Annotated in this window: 17 protein-coding genes and 1 tRNA gene; 11 read left to right on the top strand and 7 right to left on the bottom strand. The window is 67.7% G+C overall.

Going from position 1 to position 15,640, the window contains the following annotated elements; translation table 11 throughout:
- Window positions 1-272: GNAT family N-acetyltransferase (locus tag ACM0PY_RS04100; protein WP_495493242.1), on the bottom strand; the 272-nt coding region annotated here is incomplete at its 3' end.
- A 127-nt stretch (window positions 273-399) separates the two neighbouring features.
- On the opposite strand from ACM0PY_RS04100, the gene ACM0PY_RS04095 reads away from it, so the two are divergent.
- Window positions 400-810, top strand: coding sequence for a DUF3592 domain-containing protein (locus ACM0PY_RS04095; RefSeq protein WP_269777698.1), 411 nt, complete (start codon window positions 400-402; stop codon window positions 808-810).
- A gap of 139 nt (window positions 811-949) precedes the next feature.
- On the opposite strand, the gene ACM0PY_RS04090 is transcribed toward ACM0PY_RS04095, so the two are convergent.
- Window positions 950-1,042 (bottom strand) — tRNA-Ser (locus ACM0PY_RS04090).
- A gap of 143 nt (window positions 1,043-1,185) precedes the next feature.
- Between ACM0PY_RS04090 and dnaX the strand changes: the two genes are divergently transcribed.
- The 4 genes from dnaX to ACM0PY_RS04070 all read left to right on the top strand — a co-directional run bounded on the left by dnaX (window position 1,186) and on the right by ACM0PY_RS04070 (window position 4,670).
- Window positions 1,186-3,234: a DNA polymerase III subunit gamma/tau gene (gene dnaX / locus ACM0PY_RS04085; RefSeq protein ID WP_065197188.1), complete on the top strand. Its 2,049-nt coding sequence runs from the start codon at window positions 1,186-1,188 to the stop codon at window positions 3,232-3,234.
- 6 nt (window positions 3,235-3,240) lie between these two features.
- Complete coding sequence (locus ACM0PY_RS04080) at window positions 3,241-3,561, top strand: YbaB/EbfC family nucleoid-associated protein (protein ID WP_019659509.1); 321 nt, start codon at window positions 3,241-3,243, stop codon at window positions 3,559-3,561.
- Window positions 3,562-3,643: 82 nt separating this feature from the next.
- The gene (gene recR, locus ACM0PY_RS04075; RefSeq protein WP_005415496.1) at window positions 3,644-4,243 is read left to right on the top strand and encodes a recombination mediator RecR; all 600 of its coding nucleotides are present in this window, start codon (window positions 3,644-3,646) and stop codon (window positions 4,241-4,243) included.
- Window positions 4,244-4,310: 67 nt separating this feature from the next.
- Window positions 4,311-4,670 carry a histidine triad nucleotide-binding protein gene (locus tag ACM0PY_RS04070; RefSeq protein WP_005415497.1) on the top strand — a complete coding sequence of 120 codons (360 nt, stop codon included), beginning with the start codon at window positions 4,311-4,313 and terminating at the stop codon, window positions 4,668-4,670.
- 76 nt (window positions 4,671-4,746) lie between these two features.
- On the opposite strand, the gene ACM0PY_RS04065 is transcribed toward ACM0PY_RS04070, so the two are convergent.
- The 4 genes from ACM0PY_RS04065 to ACM0PY_RS04050 are packed head-to-tail and all read right to left on the bottom strand — an operon-like array spanning window position 4,747 to window position 9,113.
- A complete protein-coding gene (locus ACM0PY_RS04065; protein ID WP_088497816.1) occupies window positions 4,747-5,274 on the bottom strand; it encodes a Slp family lipoprotein in 528 nt (175 codons plus the stop codon).
- Entirely contained in the window at window positions 5,271-7,220 is a 1,950-nt protein-coding gene (locus ACM0PY_RS04060) for a transglutaminase TgpA family protein (RefSeq protein ID WP_180886056.1), read from the bottom strand. Before ACM0PY_RS04060 ends, ACM0PY_RS04065 begins: the two co-directional genes overlap by 4 nt.
- Window positions 7,213-8,136, bottom strand: coding sequence for a DUF58 domain-containing protein (locus ACM0PY_RS04055; RefSeq protein ID WP_180886072.1), 924 nt, complete (start codon window positions 8,134-8,136; stop codon window positions 7,213-7,215). The genes ACM0PY_RS04060 and ACM0PY_RS04055 overlap by 8 nt, the downstream gene beginning before the upstream one ends.
- Before the next feature lie 23 nt (window positions 8,137-8,159).
- A complete protein-coding gene (locus ACM0PY_RS04050) occupies window positions 8,160-9,113 on the bottom strand; it encodes an AAA family ATPase (protein ID WP_049417066.1) in 954 nt (317 codons plus the stop codon).
- Window positions 9,114-9,155: 42 nt separating this feature from the next.
- Between ACM0PY_RS04050 and ACM0PY_RS04045 the strand changes: the two genes are divergently transcribed.
- Window positions 9,156-10,991 (top strand): glycosyltransferase family 39 protein, encoded by a 1,836-nt coding sequence (locus ACM0PY_RS04045; protein ID WP_180886058.1) that lies wholly within the window; start codon window positions 9,156-9,158, stop codon window positions 10,989-10,991.
- Between the two features lie 102 nt (window positions 10,992-11,093).
- Here the strand turns inward: ACM0PY_RS04045 and ACM0PY_RS04040 are convergent, their stop codons facing one another.
- Window positions 11,094-11,663, bottom strand: a complete 570-nt coding sequence (locus ACM0PY_RS04040) for a Maf family protein (protein ID WP_005415503.1) — start codon at window positions 11,661-11,663, stop codon at window positions 11,094-11,096.
- Window positions 11,664-11,776: 113 nt separating this feature from the next.
- Here ACM0PY_RS04040 and ACM0PY_RS04035 point away from each other — a divergent pair, with 113 nt between their 5' ends.
- The 5 genes from ACM0PY_RS04035 (at window position 11,777) to fabD (ending at window position 15,621) form a co-directional block, all read left to right on the top strand.
- Window positions 11,777-12,286, top strand: a complete 510-nt coding sequence (locus ACM0PY_RS04035; RefSeq protein ID WP_049404889.1) for a YceD family protein — start codon at window positions 11,777-11,779, stop codon at window positions 12,284-12,286.
- Between the two features lie 107 nt (window positions 12,287-12,393).
- On the top strand, window positions 12,394-12,588 hold the full coding sequence (gene rpmF / locus ACM0PY_RS04030; protein ID WP_005408308.1) for a 50S ribosomal protein L32: 195 nt from the start codon (window positions 12,394-12,396) through the stop codon (window positions 12,586-12,588).
- Between the two features lie 91 nt (window positions 12,589-12,679).
- On the top strand, window positions 12,680-13,657 hold the full coding sequence (locus ACM0PY_RS04025; protein ID WP_005415505.1) for a beta-ketoacyl-ACP synthase III: 978 nt from the start codon (window positions 12,680-12,682) through the stop codon (window positions 13,655-13,657).
- Window positions 13,658-13,733: 76 nt separating this feature from the next.
- The gene (locus tag ACM0PY_RS04020) at window positions 13,734-14,516 is read left to right on the top strand and encodes a BUD32 family EKC/KEOPS complex subunit (protein ID WP_072168233.1); all 783 of its coding nucleotides are present in this window, start codon (window positions 13,734-13,736) and stop codon (window positions 14,514-14,516) included.
- A 160-nt stretch (window positions 14,517-14,676) separates the two neighbouring features.
- Window positions 14,677-15,621 (top strand): ACP S-malonyltransferase, encoded by a 945-nt coding sequence (fabD, locus tag ACM0PY_RS04015; RefSeq protein WP_180886062.1) that lies wholly within the window; start codon window positions 14,677-14,679, stop codon window positions 15,619-15,621.
- Window positions 15,622-15,640: the final 19 nt, after the last annotated feature.

The raw sequence follows: 15,640 nt of genomic DNA, 5'->3' as shown, positions 1-15,640 counted from the left end.
GCCTGTGGGCGGCCCCCCCCGTGGCGGTGCCGCGCGCGCTGCACCATGCCCCAGCAGAAGCCGGCGCTGCCGTCGCCACGGCGCGAGAGGCCACCACAGGCGACGACGTTTCCATCGCGCTCGATCACCTGGAATGCACAGCCCGTGGCCTGCTCGCGCAGGAAGCGTTCGAAGTCGCTGCGCTCTTCGGGCGCGAAGTAAGTGGGTACGTTGCTGTCGAAGATCGACAGGCAGGCGCGTGCGTCGGCGGGTTGGTAGACACGAAGGCTCATGCAGCCACCATAGCGTGCGGATGGGGCTGGGTGGCCTCTGGGTTATGCTGTCGGGCAACGGGAGTGACCGCGCGGCAGGATCCGCCGGCCCCATTCGTCTTCCCGCCTGCAACGGAGCTGCCCAGCGATGCCCGACCCTTCTTTTTTCCGGACTGCCCAGCTGATGCGCGGTCTGCTGTTTGGCGTGGTGGGTCTGTTGATCCTTGCCGTGGCCGCCTTCGAGGTGACACATCGTCTTGAGTTCCTGGAGGTCGCGCAGGCCGTTGATGGCCAGGTTGAGCGCCTGAACGCCGGCGGATCGCATCCGCAGGTCGCGTTCACCACCGCGACCGGCCAACGCGTCTCGTACCCGCAGGGCGGCATGATCTTCGGCTATGAGCCTGGGCAGCCGGTACGCGTGCTTTACGACCCGGCGCAACCGCGGCTGGAGCCGGTCCTGGATACGTTCGGTGCGCTGTGGGGAATGACGGTCGTGTGGGTGCTGCTGGGGCTGGCGTTCGTCGGCGCCTGCGTGCGGAGACTGCTCCGGCGCAGATGACCTGCGGCGGATCGCGCGCCGTCGGCGGGCCGGCCGTTGGACCGGCCACGACGGCAAGGCCTGTTCAGTCCGGTAGCACCTGCGGTGATTCCCGCCAGCCAACAAAAAAGCCGCCCACTGGGCGGCTTCTTCATTTATCTGGCGGAGAGAGGGGGATTCGAACCCCCGAAGCGCGGTTTAGACGCTTACACACTTTCCAGGCGTGCTCCTTCAACCACTCGGACACCTCTCCGGATCCTGCCATCGGCAAACGCCTCAGCAGGGGCGCAGATTCTAGCGGGCGGCGCGGCCGGACACAAGCACCCCGGCCAGGCAACACATACGGGGGCGATGTTGGCGAAGGGGCTGGACAGGCATGGCACAATGGAACTTCCGATGGAAAACGGTGGCCTGATGTCCTATCTCGTCCTTGCCCGCAAGTGGCGTCCGAAGCGTTTTGCCGAGCTGGTGGGCCAGGAACACGTGGTCCGTGCGCTCAGCAATGCGCTGGACAGCGGCCGTGTCCACCACGCGTTCCTGTTCACCGGTACCCGTGGCGTGGGCAAGACCACCATCGCGCGCATCTTCGCCAAGTCGCTCAACTGCGAGCAGGGCACCAGTGCCGACCCGTGCGGCCAGTGCGCCGCCTGCCTGGACATCGACGCCGGTCGCTACATCGACCTGCTGGAAATCGACGCCGCGTCCAACACCGGCGTGGACGACGTGCGCGAGGTGATCGAGAACGCGCAGTACATGCCTTCGCGCGGCAAGTACAAGGTCTACCTGATCGACGAAGTGCACATGCTGTCCAAGGCGGCGTTCAACGCACTGCTGAAGACGCTGGAAGAGCCGCCGGAGCACGTGAAGTTCCTGCTGGCCACCACCGACCCGCAGAAGCTGCCGGTCACCGTGCTCAGCCGCTGCCTGCAGTTCAATCTCAAGCGCCTGGACGAAGACCAGATCCAGGGCCAGATGACCCGCATCCTGGCGGCGGAAGAGATCGAGGCCGACGGCAGCGCCATCGTGCAGTTGGCCAAGGCCGCTGACGGCAGCCTGCGTGACGGCCTGTCACTGCTGGACCAGGCGATCGCCTATGCCGGCGGCGCGCTGCGCGAGGATGTGGTGCGCACCATGCTGGGCACTGTGGATCGCACCCAGGTGGCGGCGATGCTCGATGCGCTGGCCGAGGGCGATGGCCCGCGCCTGCTGCAGGTGGTGGCCGCGTTGGCCGAATTCTCGCCGGACTGGAGTGGCGTGCTGGAAGCGCTGGCCGAAGGCCTGCATCGCATCCAGGTGCAGCAGCTGGTGCCGGGTGCCGCCGTCGCGGAAGGCCTGGATGTCGCATCATTCGCCGAGCGCCTGCGCCCGGAAGTGGTGCAGCTCTGGTACCAGATGGCCTTGAATGGCCGTCGCGACCTGCCACTGGCACCGAGCCCGCGCGCCGGCTTTGAAATGGCGGTGCTGCGCATGCTGGCGTTCCGCCCGGCCGCAGCGGTACCGCCGGTGCCGAAGGCCGTCGACGGTGCGGTGGGAGGCACGCCGGGTGGCAACGCTGCCGGTGGTGGCGCCCATGCCGGAAGCCATGAAGCGACGCCGGCTGCTGCCGTCGCTTCGGCCAGCCCGGCCGTGGCGGCGCAGGTGGCCGCTCCGGCGGCTGCACCGCGCGAACCTGAACCCGAACCCGAGCCGGCCCCGCAACCGGAGCCGGATCCGACGCCTGAACCCGAGCCGGTTCCGGTGGAAGAACCCGTGTCACCGCCGCCGGTGAAGGCCGAGGCGCTGGCGCCTGCCATCGCTGCAGAGGCAAGCGATGACCTGCCGCCGTGGGCCACCGACGAAGCCGAGGCGCGGGATGGGGCTCTGGCGGCCGAGATGGCCGGCCCGGATGCCGCCATGGTCGCGCCCTGGCATGAACCGCCGGCTCCCGCCGCGGATCCAGGCGAGCCTGCGCCGCCGGAGCGTTCGTTCCGCGCCGAAGGTATTGCCATTGCGCCGGCCGAACCGGCTCCGGCGCGTGAGGCCGCACCGCAGGAAGGTGTCAGCGAGCTGGCCACTGCCGAAGACTGGCTGGACCTGGTCGCCAACAGCGGTCTCAGCGGCCCCTCGCGGCAGCTGGCTGCCAACGCCGCCTTCATCAGCTGCCAGCACGGGACCTTGAAACTGGGCCTTTCGCCCGGATTTGAGTACCTGCGCTCGGAGCGCGCGCTGGCTGCCCTGGGCGAGATGCTGGAGAAGGCCCTTGGCCAGGCGCCGAAGATCGTGGTCGAGACCGTGGAAACCGAACACGTTCCGGCCGAGACCCTGCATCAGCGTGCCGACCGCCAGCGTGGCGAGCGGCAGCAGGTGGCAGAGGCCGTTTTCATGGACGACCCGGAAGTGCAGGTGCTGATCCAACAGCACGGTGCCCGGGTTGTTTCCGATTCCATCCGTTCTTTTGACGAGTAAGACACTATGCGCGGCAATATCGCCCAACTGATGCAGCAGGCCCAGAAGATGCAGGAAAACCTGCAGAAGGCCCAGGAAGAAATCGCCAGGATCGAAGTGACCGGCAGTGCCGGCGGCGGCATGGTCAGCGTGACCCTGACCGGCGCCAAGGAATGCCGCAAGGTGCGCATCGACCCGTCGCTGACCAGCGACCCGGAGATGCTGGAAGACCTGATCGCCGCCGCCTTCAACGATGCCTCGAACAAGATCGATGCCGAGTCGAAGTCGAAGATGGGTTCGGCCACCGCCGGCATGCAGCTGCCGCCGGGCATGAAGCTGCCGTTCTGATTGCCAGCGTGGCATCCGTGCAAGCGGATGCCACAGAATCTGTAGCCGTCGAGCTCGCTCGGCGCCATCAAAGCATGCCGCCGTGTCCGCACCCTTGCTTGAACAACTGATCGACGCACTGCGGGTGCTGCCTGGCGTAGGCCAGAAGACGGCGCAGCGCATGGCCTACCACCTGCTCGAGCGCGAGCGCGAAGGGGGCCAGCGCCTGGCCGAAACGCTGGCCTTGGCGGTGGAGCGTATCGGCCACTGCGCGCAGTGCCGCGACTTCAGCGAGACCGAGCTGTGCCCGACCTGCGCCAATAGCAGTCGCGAGCGCAGCCAGCTGTGCGTGGTCGAATCGCCGGCCGATCGTCTCGCGATCGAGAACGCGACGGGTTTTCGCGGTGTCTACTTCGTGCTGCAGGGCCGGCTGTCGCCGCTCGATGGCGTTGGCCCGCGCGAGCTGGGCCTGGAGCAGCTGGAGCAGCGGCTGGCCGAAGGTGAGGTACAGGAGCTGATCATCGCCACCAGTGCCACCGTCGAAGGCGAAGCCACCGCGCATTACCTTGCGCAGCTGGCGCGCGCGCGCAAGGTGCAGCCCAGCCGGCTGGCACAGGGCCTGCCGCTTGGCGGCGAGCTTGAATACGTTGACCGCGGCACGCTGTCGCACGCGTTCGGGACGCGCAGCGAATTCCGCGATTGAGCACCACCCGGGCATCGCCCGGCGCGGCCGGCCTACAATGCGGAAGACACTCCCGCCGAGGCCGACCATGAGCAACGAAACCCTCTTCAGCAAGATCATCCGTCGCGAGATCCCGGCCACCATCGTCTATGAGGATGACGAGGTGCTGGGCTTCAAGGACATCGCACCGCAGGCGCCGGTGCACGTACTGTTCATTCCGAAGAACGAGATCATCCCGACCCTGGACGACCTGCAGCCGTCGCAGGCGCACCTGGTCGGCAAGCTGGCCCTGGCCGCTGCCGAATACGCGCGCCGCGAGGGTTTCGCGCAGGACGGCTACCGCATCGTGATGAACTGCCGCGAGCACGCTGGTCAGACCGTGTTCCACATCCACATGCACCTGCTGGCCGGCGCGCCGCTGGGGCATTTCGGTACGCCGGGGCGTTGAAGCCCTGTCCACGCATGCGTGGATGAAAAAGGCCGCCCAAAGGCGGCCTTTTCCGATCATGCGGGCTGGGTGGCGATCACCACCAGCCCCAACGGCCGTAGCCACCCCAGTACGGCCCCCACGGACCGGGGCCCCACGGGCCATAGGGGTAGGGCACCACATCGACCTGGCGCTGTTCCGGCCACAGGTAGATCACATCGGCCGACAGCTTCGGCAGGCGGTAGTCGTAGTCCCCGATGCGGGTGTTCTGGTAGCCGTCGATCTTGCCGATGAAGGTCACGTCACGACCGGCTTCAAACACGGCCGGGTCGTAGAAACCGGCGCGGCAGGCAATGAAGCGGCCGTCGCTGGCGTCGGACGAGGTGGTGTTCGGGCGGCCACTGGCGTTGAGCGGGCGCGAGATCATCTGGAAGCAGGTCTCGCCCTGGCCGGGCTTGGTCTCGATGATGCGGCCGCCCCATCGGACCGGCGTGCCGACCTGCTGGGTGGCGACCGAGTCGCGCGGGGAAATAAGGCTGAACTGTCCCTGCAGCGGCTTGGGGGCCGTGGCACAGGCCGACAGGGCCAGCGTGGCCACAGCGGTGAGGAGGAACTTGGTGTTCATGGGGAGGCTCCGGAAGTCGGGCGATGCCTGCGCAGGTCCCGCAATAATGAAGCGAGGTCGGTGCAAGTTCCAGCGTAGCGCGCGTCGGCGAAACGCTGGCTGAGCGCGAGCAGGGTCGGGTCGGGTCGCTGCCGGTGAACCCGCTGTGCCCAGTCCTGTGCGGTTTCGTGCGGTTCGCGGGCCAGGCCAAGGCGCGCATACTGCCGCCCGAGCCGGTGCCAGGCGCGCAGCAGCGGGTCGCGCTCGCGCTCGCCGCGGGCCAGCAGCCAGGCCATCCACGCCAGTGCCAGCAGGGCGGCGACCACGAATCCGGTCACCAGCTGCGCCGGCCCGAGGTCATCCAGCCCGAACGGCTTGAGCAGTTGCTGCTGGCGGCGTGCATCGAAGGACAGCACCAGGTCGTTCCAGCCGCGGCGCAGCCAGTCACCCATCTGCCCCAGCTGCAGCCAGCGCTGTTGCAGCGGGGTATCGGTGCCGGCCTGCAGGCGGTCGTCCAGGGTGTCCAGGATGCGTTCGGGTGCCACGGCGGCAGTCGGGTCGACCCGCACCCAGCCGCGTTGCGGCAGCCAGACTTCGGCCCAGGCGTGGGCATCCATGCGACGCACCACCCAGTAGTCGCCGATGCGGTTGCGGGTACCGCCTGCGAAGCCGGTCACTACCCGGGCCGGAATGCCGGCGTTGCGCATCAGCACTACGAAGGCCGAGCTGAAGTGCTGGCAGAAGCCTGCCTTGTAGTTGAACAGGAAATCGTCGACCGGATCGCGCCCCGCCACCGGTGTATCCAGCGTGTAGGAGAAGTCGCGTGTGATCCATTGCAGCGCACGGCGGACGATGGCCTCGTCATCGCTGCCGGCCTCCTGCCGCCATTGCCGCGCGAGCTGGGCGGTGCGCGGATTGAAGCCCGGCGGAAGCTGCAGCGCCGCGCGGCGCAGGTAGGGCGACAGATCGGTGTCGAACCGTTGCGGCGGCGCCGAATGCAACCGCCAGCGGCTGAGCGCGGACAGCGTGCGGTCGCTGCGCAGGCTCATGTCGGCATCGAAGCTGCTGCCCTCCGGTGCGCGGCTGGGCAGGTCCAGTGCCACCAGCAGGCGACGGTCGGTGGGCTCGTAGTCGATCTGGTAGTCCCAACCCTGTGCGGCGGTTTCGACTACCGGTGCGGGGCGCCCGGCCGTCGCGCGATCGCGGCTCCAGCGGTGGCCGTCGAACGACGTCAGCACCGGGCCGCGCCAATAGCGCTGCGCAGGCTCGGGCACCGTGCCGAAAAACTGCACGCGCAACGCCGGGGTGTCGTCGGCCATCAGGTCCAGCCACTGGTCCGGCGCCATGCTGTCAGCCAGGCCCGGTGTGCCCACCGCTCGCTCGGGTACGCCCCACAGCGGCGTGGACAAGCGCGGGAACAGCCAGAAGCAGGCCAGCGCGAGTGGCAGGCCGATCCCCAGCAGGCGGCCGACGCCACGCAGTTGTCCGCGCAGCGGCAGGCGAGGGCTGTGGCCCTCGTCCAGGGCCAGGCGTTGCAGGGCCAGCAGTGCGGCAACTGCGGCCAGCGCTGCCAGCCCGGTGGTCAACGGCCCCTGGTCGAGCAGGAAGGCGGCGAACGGCGAGAACAACGCGAAGCCCAGCAGGCTGCGCGCATCGCGCAGGTTGCGCAGTTCGCTGGACTTGATCGCCAGCATCGCCGCCAGCAATGCGCAGCCGGTATCGCGGCCCGGGCGCACCATGCCCATCTGCCAGACGATGGTGGCAAGCATGGCCAGCACCAGCACCAGGCGAACCGGCATCGGCAGCACCCGCCGCCACGAAAGCGCAGCGGTCAGCACCGCAGTGATCGCGATCACGCTGGCCAGCACCGGTGGCAGCTGCAGCAGCAGTGGCAGCAGCGCCAGCGCTGCGCTGGCCAGGGTCCAGCTGCGGGCGTTGCGGTCGAGCAGGACGGCAGGCTCAGTCATGGGGCATCAATGCCAGTGCGCGCAGGCACAGGTGGTGGTGGCTGGCGCCCTGGCCGGGCCCCAACGGCGGATGGGCCGGAAGCAGCAGCGTATAGCGACGGCCTTCGCGCTCGGCCATGTCGACCCAGCGTGCCAGGCGTGCGATGCGCGCTTCATGGCCCAGCGGTGCCAGCGTGCGCCAGTCCAGCACCACTTCGATGCCGATCGGCTTCTCGTACTCGCGTACCAGCAGGCTGTCGCGGCGCGCCGAGTGTTTCCAGGCAATGCTGCGCGGGGCATCGCCGGCACGATAGGGGCGCAGCTGATGCAGCTCTTCGCCCGTGGCGTGGGCGCGGGTGTGCAGGGGATCGCTTCCACTTTCCGGGAGGGGCGGTGCCTGGGCCTCGGCCAGCGGGTAGACCAGCAGCGGTTGCTCCGGCCACACCCACGACCATGCCCGCACCAGCCCCAGCGGCTGCGTGCTCGACAGGCGGATGCGGGGCAGTTCCAGCCAGCCGCGGCGCTCGCTGGGAACATCCAGCTCCACTTCGCCGCGACCGTGTGCAGGCAGTGCAACCCAGGCCTCGCTTGCGCCCAGCTGCAGGTGCAGCCCGTGGCGCGCGCGCGGGTCGCGCAACGAAAGGTCCACGCGCAGGCGCAGGGGATGCCCGGCCGGTACCGGTTCGGCGGAGATTGCATCGATCTGTATGCCGGACAGTTGCAGGTGCGCGGCGATGGCGCTGGCGATCGCTGCCGCGGCCAGCAGCAGCGCCAGCAGCAGGGCCGGGTTGTTGTTGTAGTTCAATGCGCCCAGCAGCATCGCCGACAGCAGGGTGGCGACGAACAGGCCGAAGCGTGTCGGTAGCACGTAGATGCGATGGCGGTCCAGTCGCTGCGGCAGGGCTTCGGGCCTGCGGGGGCGTGCCAGCAGCTGCATGCGTGCCCAGCGTGTGGCCACCTTCAGTCCACCGCGACGGTCTGCAGGATCGCCCGCGCCAGCGCCGGCCCGGAGCTGGATTCGGCTTCGGCCACCAGGCGATGGCCGGCCACCGCCACGAACAGGGTCTGCACGTCTTCGGGCACCACATGCCCGCGGCCAAGCAGCAGCGCATGTGCCCTGGCGGCACGCAGCAGGGCCAGTCCCGCGCGCGGTGACAGGCCTACGCGCACGCCGGCATGGTGTCGGCTGCGGGTCAGCAGCGCCTGCACATAGTCGATCAGCGCGTCGCTGGCATGCACCTGGCCAACCGCTTCACGCAATGCACGCACCTGGGTGTCGTCCAGCTTTGGCACCGCGCGTGCGATCAGGTCGCGGCGATCACTGCCGCGCAGCAGCTCGCGCTCGGCCTGCGCGCTGGGGTAGCCCATCGCCAGCCGCAGCAGGAAACGATCCAGCTGCGAATCCGGCAACGGGAAGGTGCCGGACAGGTCGACCGGGTTCTGCGTGGCGATGACGAAGAACGGGTCGGGCAGTGGATGTGTCTGTCCATCCAGCGTGACCTGTTGCTCGGCCATCGCTTCCAGCAGCGCACTCTGTGTCCGCGGCGGTGCACGGTTGATCTCATCGGCCAGCAGCACGTGGGTGAACACCGGGCCGGGATGGAACTGGAACTGGCGGCTGCCGGCCTCGTACACCGAAACGCCAAGTACGTCCGCCGGCAACAGGTCGGAGGTGAACTGCACGCGCTGGAAGCTGAGACCGAGGCTGCTGGCCAATGCGTGCGCCAACGTGGTCTTGCCCAGCCCGGGCAGATCCTCGATGAGCAGGTGGCCGCCAGAAAGCAGGGCGACAAAGGCCAGCCTGACTTCCGGCACCTTGCCCAGCACCAGTGCGTTCACCTGATCCTGTGCCTCCCGCAGGGCCTGGCGCAGTTGATCGGTTAGCATGCTGGGATTGGGGGACGAGGCTGGCATGATCGTCTCAGGTCTGGAATCCATTCGATTATCCATAGAGCAATGCAAGGCGAACAGCGCGCGCGGGCGATTTTTCTCTGGTTGTGGACGCTGATCACAGCGGCCAAGCTGGTGGTGGCCGCGCGCCTGCCGCTGTTCGTCGACGAAGCGTTCTACTGGCAGGAAGGGCAGCATCTGGCCGCTGCCTATTCCGACCTGCCGGGGCTGACCGCCTGGCTTGCACGCCTGGGCGTGGAGATCGGTGGCCATCACGTACTCGCACTGCGCCTGCCGTTCCTGGCCATCGGTGCGCTGCTGCCGTTGCTGGTGGTGCGCATCGCTACGCGCTGGTTCGGCAACGTGGCCGGTTGGCAGGCGGGCAGCCTGACGCTGCTGATGCCGTTGTCGGCCACGCTGGGCCTGCTGGCCGTGCCGGACGTACCGATGGCGCTGGCGGCGGTGATCTGCCTGCACGCCGGCGCGCGCCTGCTGCACAGCGTGGATGCGTCCTCGGCGATGAAGCTGGCGCTGGGCCTGCTGATCGGTGCGCTCAGCCACTACCGTTTCATTGGTGTCATCGGTGTCGGCTTCATTGCGCTGCTGGCGTTGCCGCAGGGCCGTCGCATGCTGGCCGATCCGCGCGTATGGGTGGCGCTGGCGGTGGGCGTGCTGGCCTGGCTGCCGTTGCTGGCGTGGAATGCCGACAACCACGATGCCGGCCTGAAGTTCCAGGTGGTCGAGCGCCACCCGTGGGCGTTCGAGTGGGAGGGGCTGTGGTTCCTGGTGATCCAGCCGATGCTGGTGACGCCGATCCTGTGCATCGCGATGTGGAAGGTCGCCCTGGCGGGTACCCGCAGTGGCGGTGGGGCGCGGGTGCAGTGGCGCTATTTCGGCCTGGTGGGCGGGGTGTCGACGCTGGGCATCTTCCTGCTGGGCTTCTTCACCGATGTCGAGCGGATCAGTTTCCACTGGCCGCTTCCAGGCTACCTGGCGTTGCTGGTGGCCGTGCCGGTGGTCCTCAACGGTTGGCCGCGCTGGTTGCGCCGTACCGGCTGGTGGCTGGCCGCTGCAGGTACCGTGCTGGCGTTCGGCTACTACCTGATGGCGTCCACGCCCGCACTGCGCGAGCAGATGGCCGGCAGCAAGTACTATCCGCGCAACTTTGCCGGCTGGCAGCCACTGGCCGTGGCGGTGCGTGACGAACTGCGGCAGATGCCACCGGGTACGCGTGTCCTGGCGGGCAACTTCAAGGTCGGTGCCGAACTGGGCTTCCAGCTGGGCAATGGCGATATCGAGGTGCTGCCACATCCGCTCAACGACAAGCATGGGCGCACCGCACAGCTGGCGCAGTGGGACCTGCTGCACGAAGGCCCGCGCAGTGTGCCGATGCTGCTGGTGCTGTCACCCAGTGACCAGCGCTACCGCGACCTGCTGGCGCGCTATCACACCCTCTGCGAGCAGGTGGGGCCGCTGCCTGCGCCGCGGGTGGTCAGCAGCGATCACGGCTTCCAGCGGTTCCTGCTGTTCCGGCTGCCGGCCAAGCGTGCGCAGGGGCCCTGCGTAACGCCCGCGATGGCCTGGCTGGATGCGCCGTCCAACGGTGAGAAGGTCTCCGGAACGCTCGCCATCAAGGGCTGGGCATTCAGGGATGGGGTCGGGCTGGCGCGGGTTGAAGTGCTGGTTGATGGCCGCTCGATCGGTGACGCGCGTTACGGGCGCGTGTTCGACGTTCGCCCCGCCTGGCCGGACAGTACCGATCCGCAGCATCCGGCGGTGGGCTTCGACGCGTCGCTGGACACCACCACGCTGGCGCCGGGCCGGCACTGGCTCGGCCTGCGCCTGCACGGGCGCGATGGCAGCGTGGAGGCGTGGCAGGAGCAACCGTTCGAGGTTCGTTGAGGTCCTCTGGTCCTGTGGAGCGGAGCCGATGCTTGGCTGCTTCCGAATCAGATGGCAGGCAGCCTCGAAAAAAGCAGCCGGGCATGGGCTCGGCTCTACCGTTCACGGCACCGCGAATCCGGCCCTGCGCAGCAGGCCGCACAGCGCGATCAGTGGCAGGCCGACCAGCGCGGTCGGGTCGCGGTTGTCGATCGCCTCGAACAGGCTGATGCCCAGGCCCTCGCACTTGAAGCTGCCGGCGCAGTCCAGTGGCTGCTCGGTGGCGACATAGCGGGCGATCTCCTGCGAGTCCAGCGCGCGGAAGTGCACTTCGGTCAGATCCAGGGCGGCGAGGGATTCTCCATCCCGTCTGAGACTGATTGCCGTGTGAAAGCGTACCGTCTGCCCGGACATCGCCACCAGCTGCGCACAGGCCGCCTCGACCGTGCCAGGCTTGCCCAGCGGCTGGCCGTTCAGGTCGGCCACCTGGTCCGAGCCGATCACCCAGGCACCCGGATGGCGCGCGGCGACATCGGCCGCCTTGGCGGCGGCCAGGCGCGTGGCCAGGGCCATCGGGCCCTCGCCGTTCAACGGTGTTTCATCCACCTCCGGGCGTGCGCAGTCGAAGGGCAGGCCCAGCCGTTGCAGCAGTTCGCGACGGTAGCGGGAGGTGGAGGCCAGGACCAGTGACATGCGAGAATACCGAGGCAGGGCGCGGCAGTCTGGCCCGCCGGCAACGCCAGCAGCAAGTCCTGTATGGCGGGCATTTGACAGCGGGCGGTGCGATCCTTAGTATTCAGCGGCTTATGTCCGCGAACGTGCCCGAAACGCTGGATGCCTGGCGGATGGTTGTAGCGCGAAGGCGCTTCGACGGTCAGGTCTCCCTGGCTGAATTGACCCGCCTGCAGGGGTTGGTCGCAGATACCGACGGCGAGTGTGTCTACTCGCTTGAATTCGGTCGCGACGACGTCTTGCGGGTATCCTATGTGGAACTGACCATCGACACCGCGTTGCCGCTGACCTGTCAGCGCAGCATGCAGCGATTCCTGTTGCCGGTGAAGGTGACCCAGAGGCTTGGCCTGATCCGCGACGAGGACGAGGAATCGTCCCTGCCGGAGGAATACGAGGCGTTGCTGGTGCCGGAAGACGGCCAGCTGCGTCCGCTGGACCTGGTCGAGGACGAGCTGGTGCTGGCGGTGCCTGTGGTGCCGCTGTCGCCCGACGGTGAAGCAGTCGACAAGGACTGGGCACCGAGCGAAGAAGAAACAAAGAAGGCCAACCCGTTTGCGGCGTTGGCGGCATTGAAGAAACAATAGCAGCCGGTTGTCGTCGGCGGCTGCGGCGAAAGCGAAAAGTGTGCTGGGCGCTGGCGTCCTGTGCGACGAAACGACGAAGCAAAACGAACCGAGTTTGGAGCAATCCCATGGCTGTCCAGAAATCCCGTGTTACCCCGTCCCGCCGCGGCCAGCGCCGTTCGCATGACGCCCTGAGCGCCAAGCAGCTGTCGACCGACCCGACCACCGGCGAAGTGCACCTGCGTCACCACATCACTGCTGACGGTTTCTACCGCGGCAAGAAGGTCATCCAGACCAAGACCTCGGCCGTCGAAGAAGATTGATGTGCCGGGAAGGCCGCTGCCCCCGGGCAGCGGCCTTTGCCTTCTTTCCCGGGCGTGCCGGTGATCGGCGGCCCGCGCAACAGGAAACATGATGAGCAAGCGGATCTATTCGAGGATCGCGGGCACCGGCAGCTATTTGCCGGAGAAAGTCCTGACCAACGCCGACCTGGAAAAAATGGTCGAAACCTCGGATGAGTGGATCCAGTCGCGCACCGGAATTCGTGAACGGCACATCGCGGCCGAAGGCGAAACCACCAGCGATCTTGGCTACAACGCCGCCCTGCGCGCGCTTGAAGCCGCAGGCATCGATGCCTCGCAGCTCGACATGATCGTGGTCGGCACGACCACGCCTGACCTTATTTTCCCGTCCACCGCGTGCCTGATCCAGGCCAAGCTCGGTGTGGCCGGGTGCCCCGCCTTCGACGTCAACGCAGCCTGTTCCGGCTTCGTGTTCGCGCTGGGCGTGGCCGACAAATTCATCCGCTCCGGCGACTGCAAGCACGTGCTGGTGATCGGCACCGAAACGTTGACCCGCATGGTCGACTGGAACGATCGCACCACCTGCGTGCTGTTCGGTGATGGCGCCGGCGCCGTCGTGCTCAAGGCCGACGAAGAAACCGGCATCCTCAGCACCCACCTGCATGCCGATGGCAGCAAGAAGGAACTGCTGTGGAACCCGGTCGGCGTTTCGACCGGCTTCAAGGATGGCGCCAATGGTGGCGGCACCATCAACATGAAGGGCAACGACGTGTTCAAGTACGCCGTCAAGGCGCTGGACTCGGTCGTGGACGAGACCCTGGCCGCCAACGGCCTGGACAAGTCCGACCTGGATTGGCTGATCCCGCACCAGGCCAACCTGCGCATCATCGAAGCCACCGCCAAGCGCCTGGACATGTCGATGGACCAGGTCGTGGTGACCGTCGACAAGCACGGCAACACCTCGTCCGGTTCGGTGCCGCTGGCGCTGGACGCCGCCGTGCGTTCGGGCAGGGTCGAGCGCGGCCAGCTGCTGCTGCTGGAAGCCTTTGGTGGCGGCTTCACCTGGGGTTCGGCCCTGCTGCGCTATTGATAGTGCAAGTTACGACAATGTGAAGTCTTGTCGTTACGGCCCTTCGGGGCCGTAACGCGTTTAAGGAGGACCTGTCATGGTTGAGCCCATCGTCATCGAAGGGCAACGTGCCTGGCTGAAGCAGTACGGCAAGGGAAGCCGGGCGCTGGCCCTGGGCCTGCTCAATTTTGTTGCCCGTCGTTTTCATCTCGATGCCCTTCGTCCTCCTCCGCACCGTGGCGGCGACGCCGCGCGCGAAACCGAGGCCCGCCGCCTTGCAGAGCTGCAGGCCCAAGGCGTGAACGTGCCGAACGTGCTGGGCACCGGCCATGCCGCGCTGGTAATCGGCGACAACGGCAGCTCGTTCAATACCTGCCTGCGCGAAGCCGACGAAGCAGGTCGTGATCGGCTGGTGATGGCGGCGATGCAGGCCATTGCCCAAGCGCATGCGCGCGGCGCCTATTTTGGCCAGCCGCTGCCGCGCAATCTCACCTGGGATGGGCAGCAGGTCGGCTTCATCGATTTCGAGGAAGATCCGCTGGAAGTGATGGACCTGTCCGAAGCGCAGGCCCGCGATTGGCTGATGTTCGGCTATGGCGTGGCCAAGTACTACGCTGATCGCCCCGAACATCTGCAGGCGATGATGGCCGAGGCGATGGGCGAGGCCCAGGCGCCGGTGCGCGAGCACGTGCATGCGGTCAGTGGCCGCCTGCGCAGCCTGGCCAGGGTCTGCATGAAGCTGGGCCGCTCAGCGCGCGCGCTGGCCCATTCGATCTTCATCACCCACGGTGCCAGCACTGCTGGCGTGCTGATGCTGGTGGGCCTGTGCGTGGATTTCCTCGCCGACGGCGATCTGGACGTGCTGCAGCTGTTCTGCTGATGGCTGATCGGGGTCAGATCCCTTTTCCTGCGGAAAAGGGATCTGACCCCATTGCGCTTGCCCGGCCGCCCTCCATACGCCTGCATACGCGCACGTACAGACGACACAGCGGATTCCCCCTTATCATGGCCCGCTTCGATTGCAACAAGCGGATGACCGCGTGACCGTATCCACCCTCGCTTTTGTCTTCCCCGGCCAGGGCTCGCAGTCTGTGGGCATGGTGGCCGAGCTGGCCGAACTGCACCCGCAGGTGCGTGAAGCCTTCACCGAGGCATCCGATGGTGCCGGCGTCGACCTGTGGGCGCTGTCCCAGGGCGGCCCGGAGGAAATGCTCAACCGTACCGAATACACGCAGCCGGCCCTGCTGGCCGCGAGTATCGGCGTGTGGCGTGCCTGGAACGCCGTGGGCGGTCCGCGCCCGTCGGTGCTGTCCGGCCACAGCCTGGGCGAGTACACCGCCCTGGTTGCCGCCGGCGCGCTGAGCCTGCATGACGGTGCGCACCTGGTGCGCCTGCGTGGCCAGCTGATGCAGGAAGCGGCGCCGGCCGGTGTCGGCGCCATGGCCGCCGTGCTCGGTGCCGAAGACCAGCTGGTGCTGGATGTCTGCGCCGAAGCCGCAGGCAGCCAGGTAGTGGTGCCGGCCAACTTCAATTCGCCGGGCCAGATCGTGATCGGTGGCGACGCCGATGCGGTCAACCGTGCGCTGGCATTGCTGGCCGAGAAGGGCGTGCGCAAGGCGGTCAAGCTGGCCGTCAGCGTGCCCTCGCACACCCCGTTGATGCGCGAAGCCGCCAACCGCCTGGCCGAAGTGATGGCCGGCCTGTCCTGGCAGGCGCCGCAGCTGCCGGTGGTGCAGAACGTCGATGCCCAGGTGCACGACGGTGTGGACGCCATCCGCACTGCGCTGGTCCAGCAGCTGTACCAGCCGGTGCAGTGGACCCGTTGCGTGCAGGCGTTGGCCGCCCGCGGCATCACCCAGATCGCCGAGTGCGGCCCAGGCAAGGTGCTGACCGGCCTGGTCAAGCGCATCGACAAGGCCATCGACGGCCGTCCTCTGGCCACGCCGGGCGACTTTGAAGCCGCCCGCGAGGCATGGTCGGCCTGACCTTCCCTGTTTCCTGCCG

The sequence above is a fragment of the Stenotrophomonas sp. BR163 genome, assembly GCF_047520985.2.
GTDB lineage: Bacteria > Pseudomonadota > Gammaproteobacteria > Xanthomonadales > Xanthomonadaceae > Stenotrophomonas > Stenotrophomonas sepilia.
This window is presented reverse-complemented; position numbering and strand designations above follow the sequence as displayed.

Coding starts and splice junctions, on each gene's coding strand:
- ACM0PY_RS04095 (WP_269777698.1), top strand. CDS start 400: ATGCCCGACCCTTCTTTTTTCCGGACTGCCCAGCTGATGCGCGGTCTG.
- dnaX (WP_065197188.1), top strand. CDS start 1,186: ATGGAAAACGGTGGCCTGATGTCCTATCTCGTCCTTGCCCGCAAGTGG.
- ACM0PY_RS04080 (WP_019659509.1), top strand. CDS start 3,241: ATGCGCGGCAATATCGCCCAACTGATGCAGCAGGCCCAGAAGATGCAG.
- ACM0PY_RS04070 (WP_005415497.1), top strand. CDS start 4,311: ATGAGCAACGAAACCCTCTTCAGCAAGATCATCCGTCGCGAGATCCCG.
- ACM0PY_RS04065 (WP_088497816.1), bottom strand. CDS start 5,274: ATGAACACCAAGTTCCTCCTCACCGCTGTGGCCACGCTGGCCCTGTCG.
- ACM0PY_RS04060 (WP_180886056.1), bottom strand. CDS start 7,220: ATGACTGAGCCTGCCGTCCTGCTCGACCGCAACGCCCGCAGCTGGACC.
- ACM0PY_RS04055 (WP_180886072.1), bottom strand. CDS start 8,136: ATGCAGCTGCTGGCACGCCCCCGCAGGCCCGAAGCCCTGCCGCAGCGA.
- ACM0PY_RS04050 (WP_049417066.1), bottom strand. CDS start 9,113: ATGCCAGCCTCGTCCCCCAATCCCAGCATGCTAACCGATCAACTGCGC.
- ACM0PY_RS04045 (WP_180886058.1), top strand. CDS start 9,156: ATGCAAGGCGAACAGCGCGCGCGGGCGATTTTTCTCTGGTTGTGGACG.
- ACM0PY_RS04040 (WP_005415503.1), bottom strand. CDS start 11,663: ATGTCACTGGTCCTGGCCTCCACCTCCCGCTACCGTCGCGAACTGCTG.
- ACM0PY_RS04035 (WP_049404889.1), top strand. CDS start 11,777: ATGTCCGCGAACGTGCCCGAAACGCTGGATGCCTGGCGGATGGTTGTA.
- rpmF (WP_005408308.1), top strand. CDS start 12,394: ATGGCTGTCCAGAAATCCCGTGTTACCCCGTCCCGCCGCGGCCAGCGC.
- ACM0PY_RS04025 (WP_005415505.1), top strand. CDS start 12,680: ATGAGCAAGCGGATCTATTCGAGGATCGCGGGCACCGGCAGCTATTTG.
- ACM0PY_RS04020 (WP_072168233.1), top strand. CDS start 13,734: ATGGTTGAGCCCATCGTCATCGAAGGGCAACGTGCCTGGCTGAAGCAG.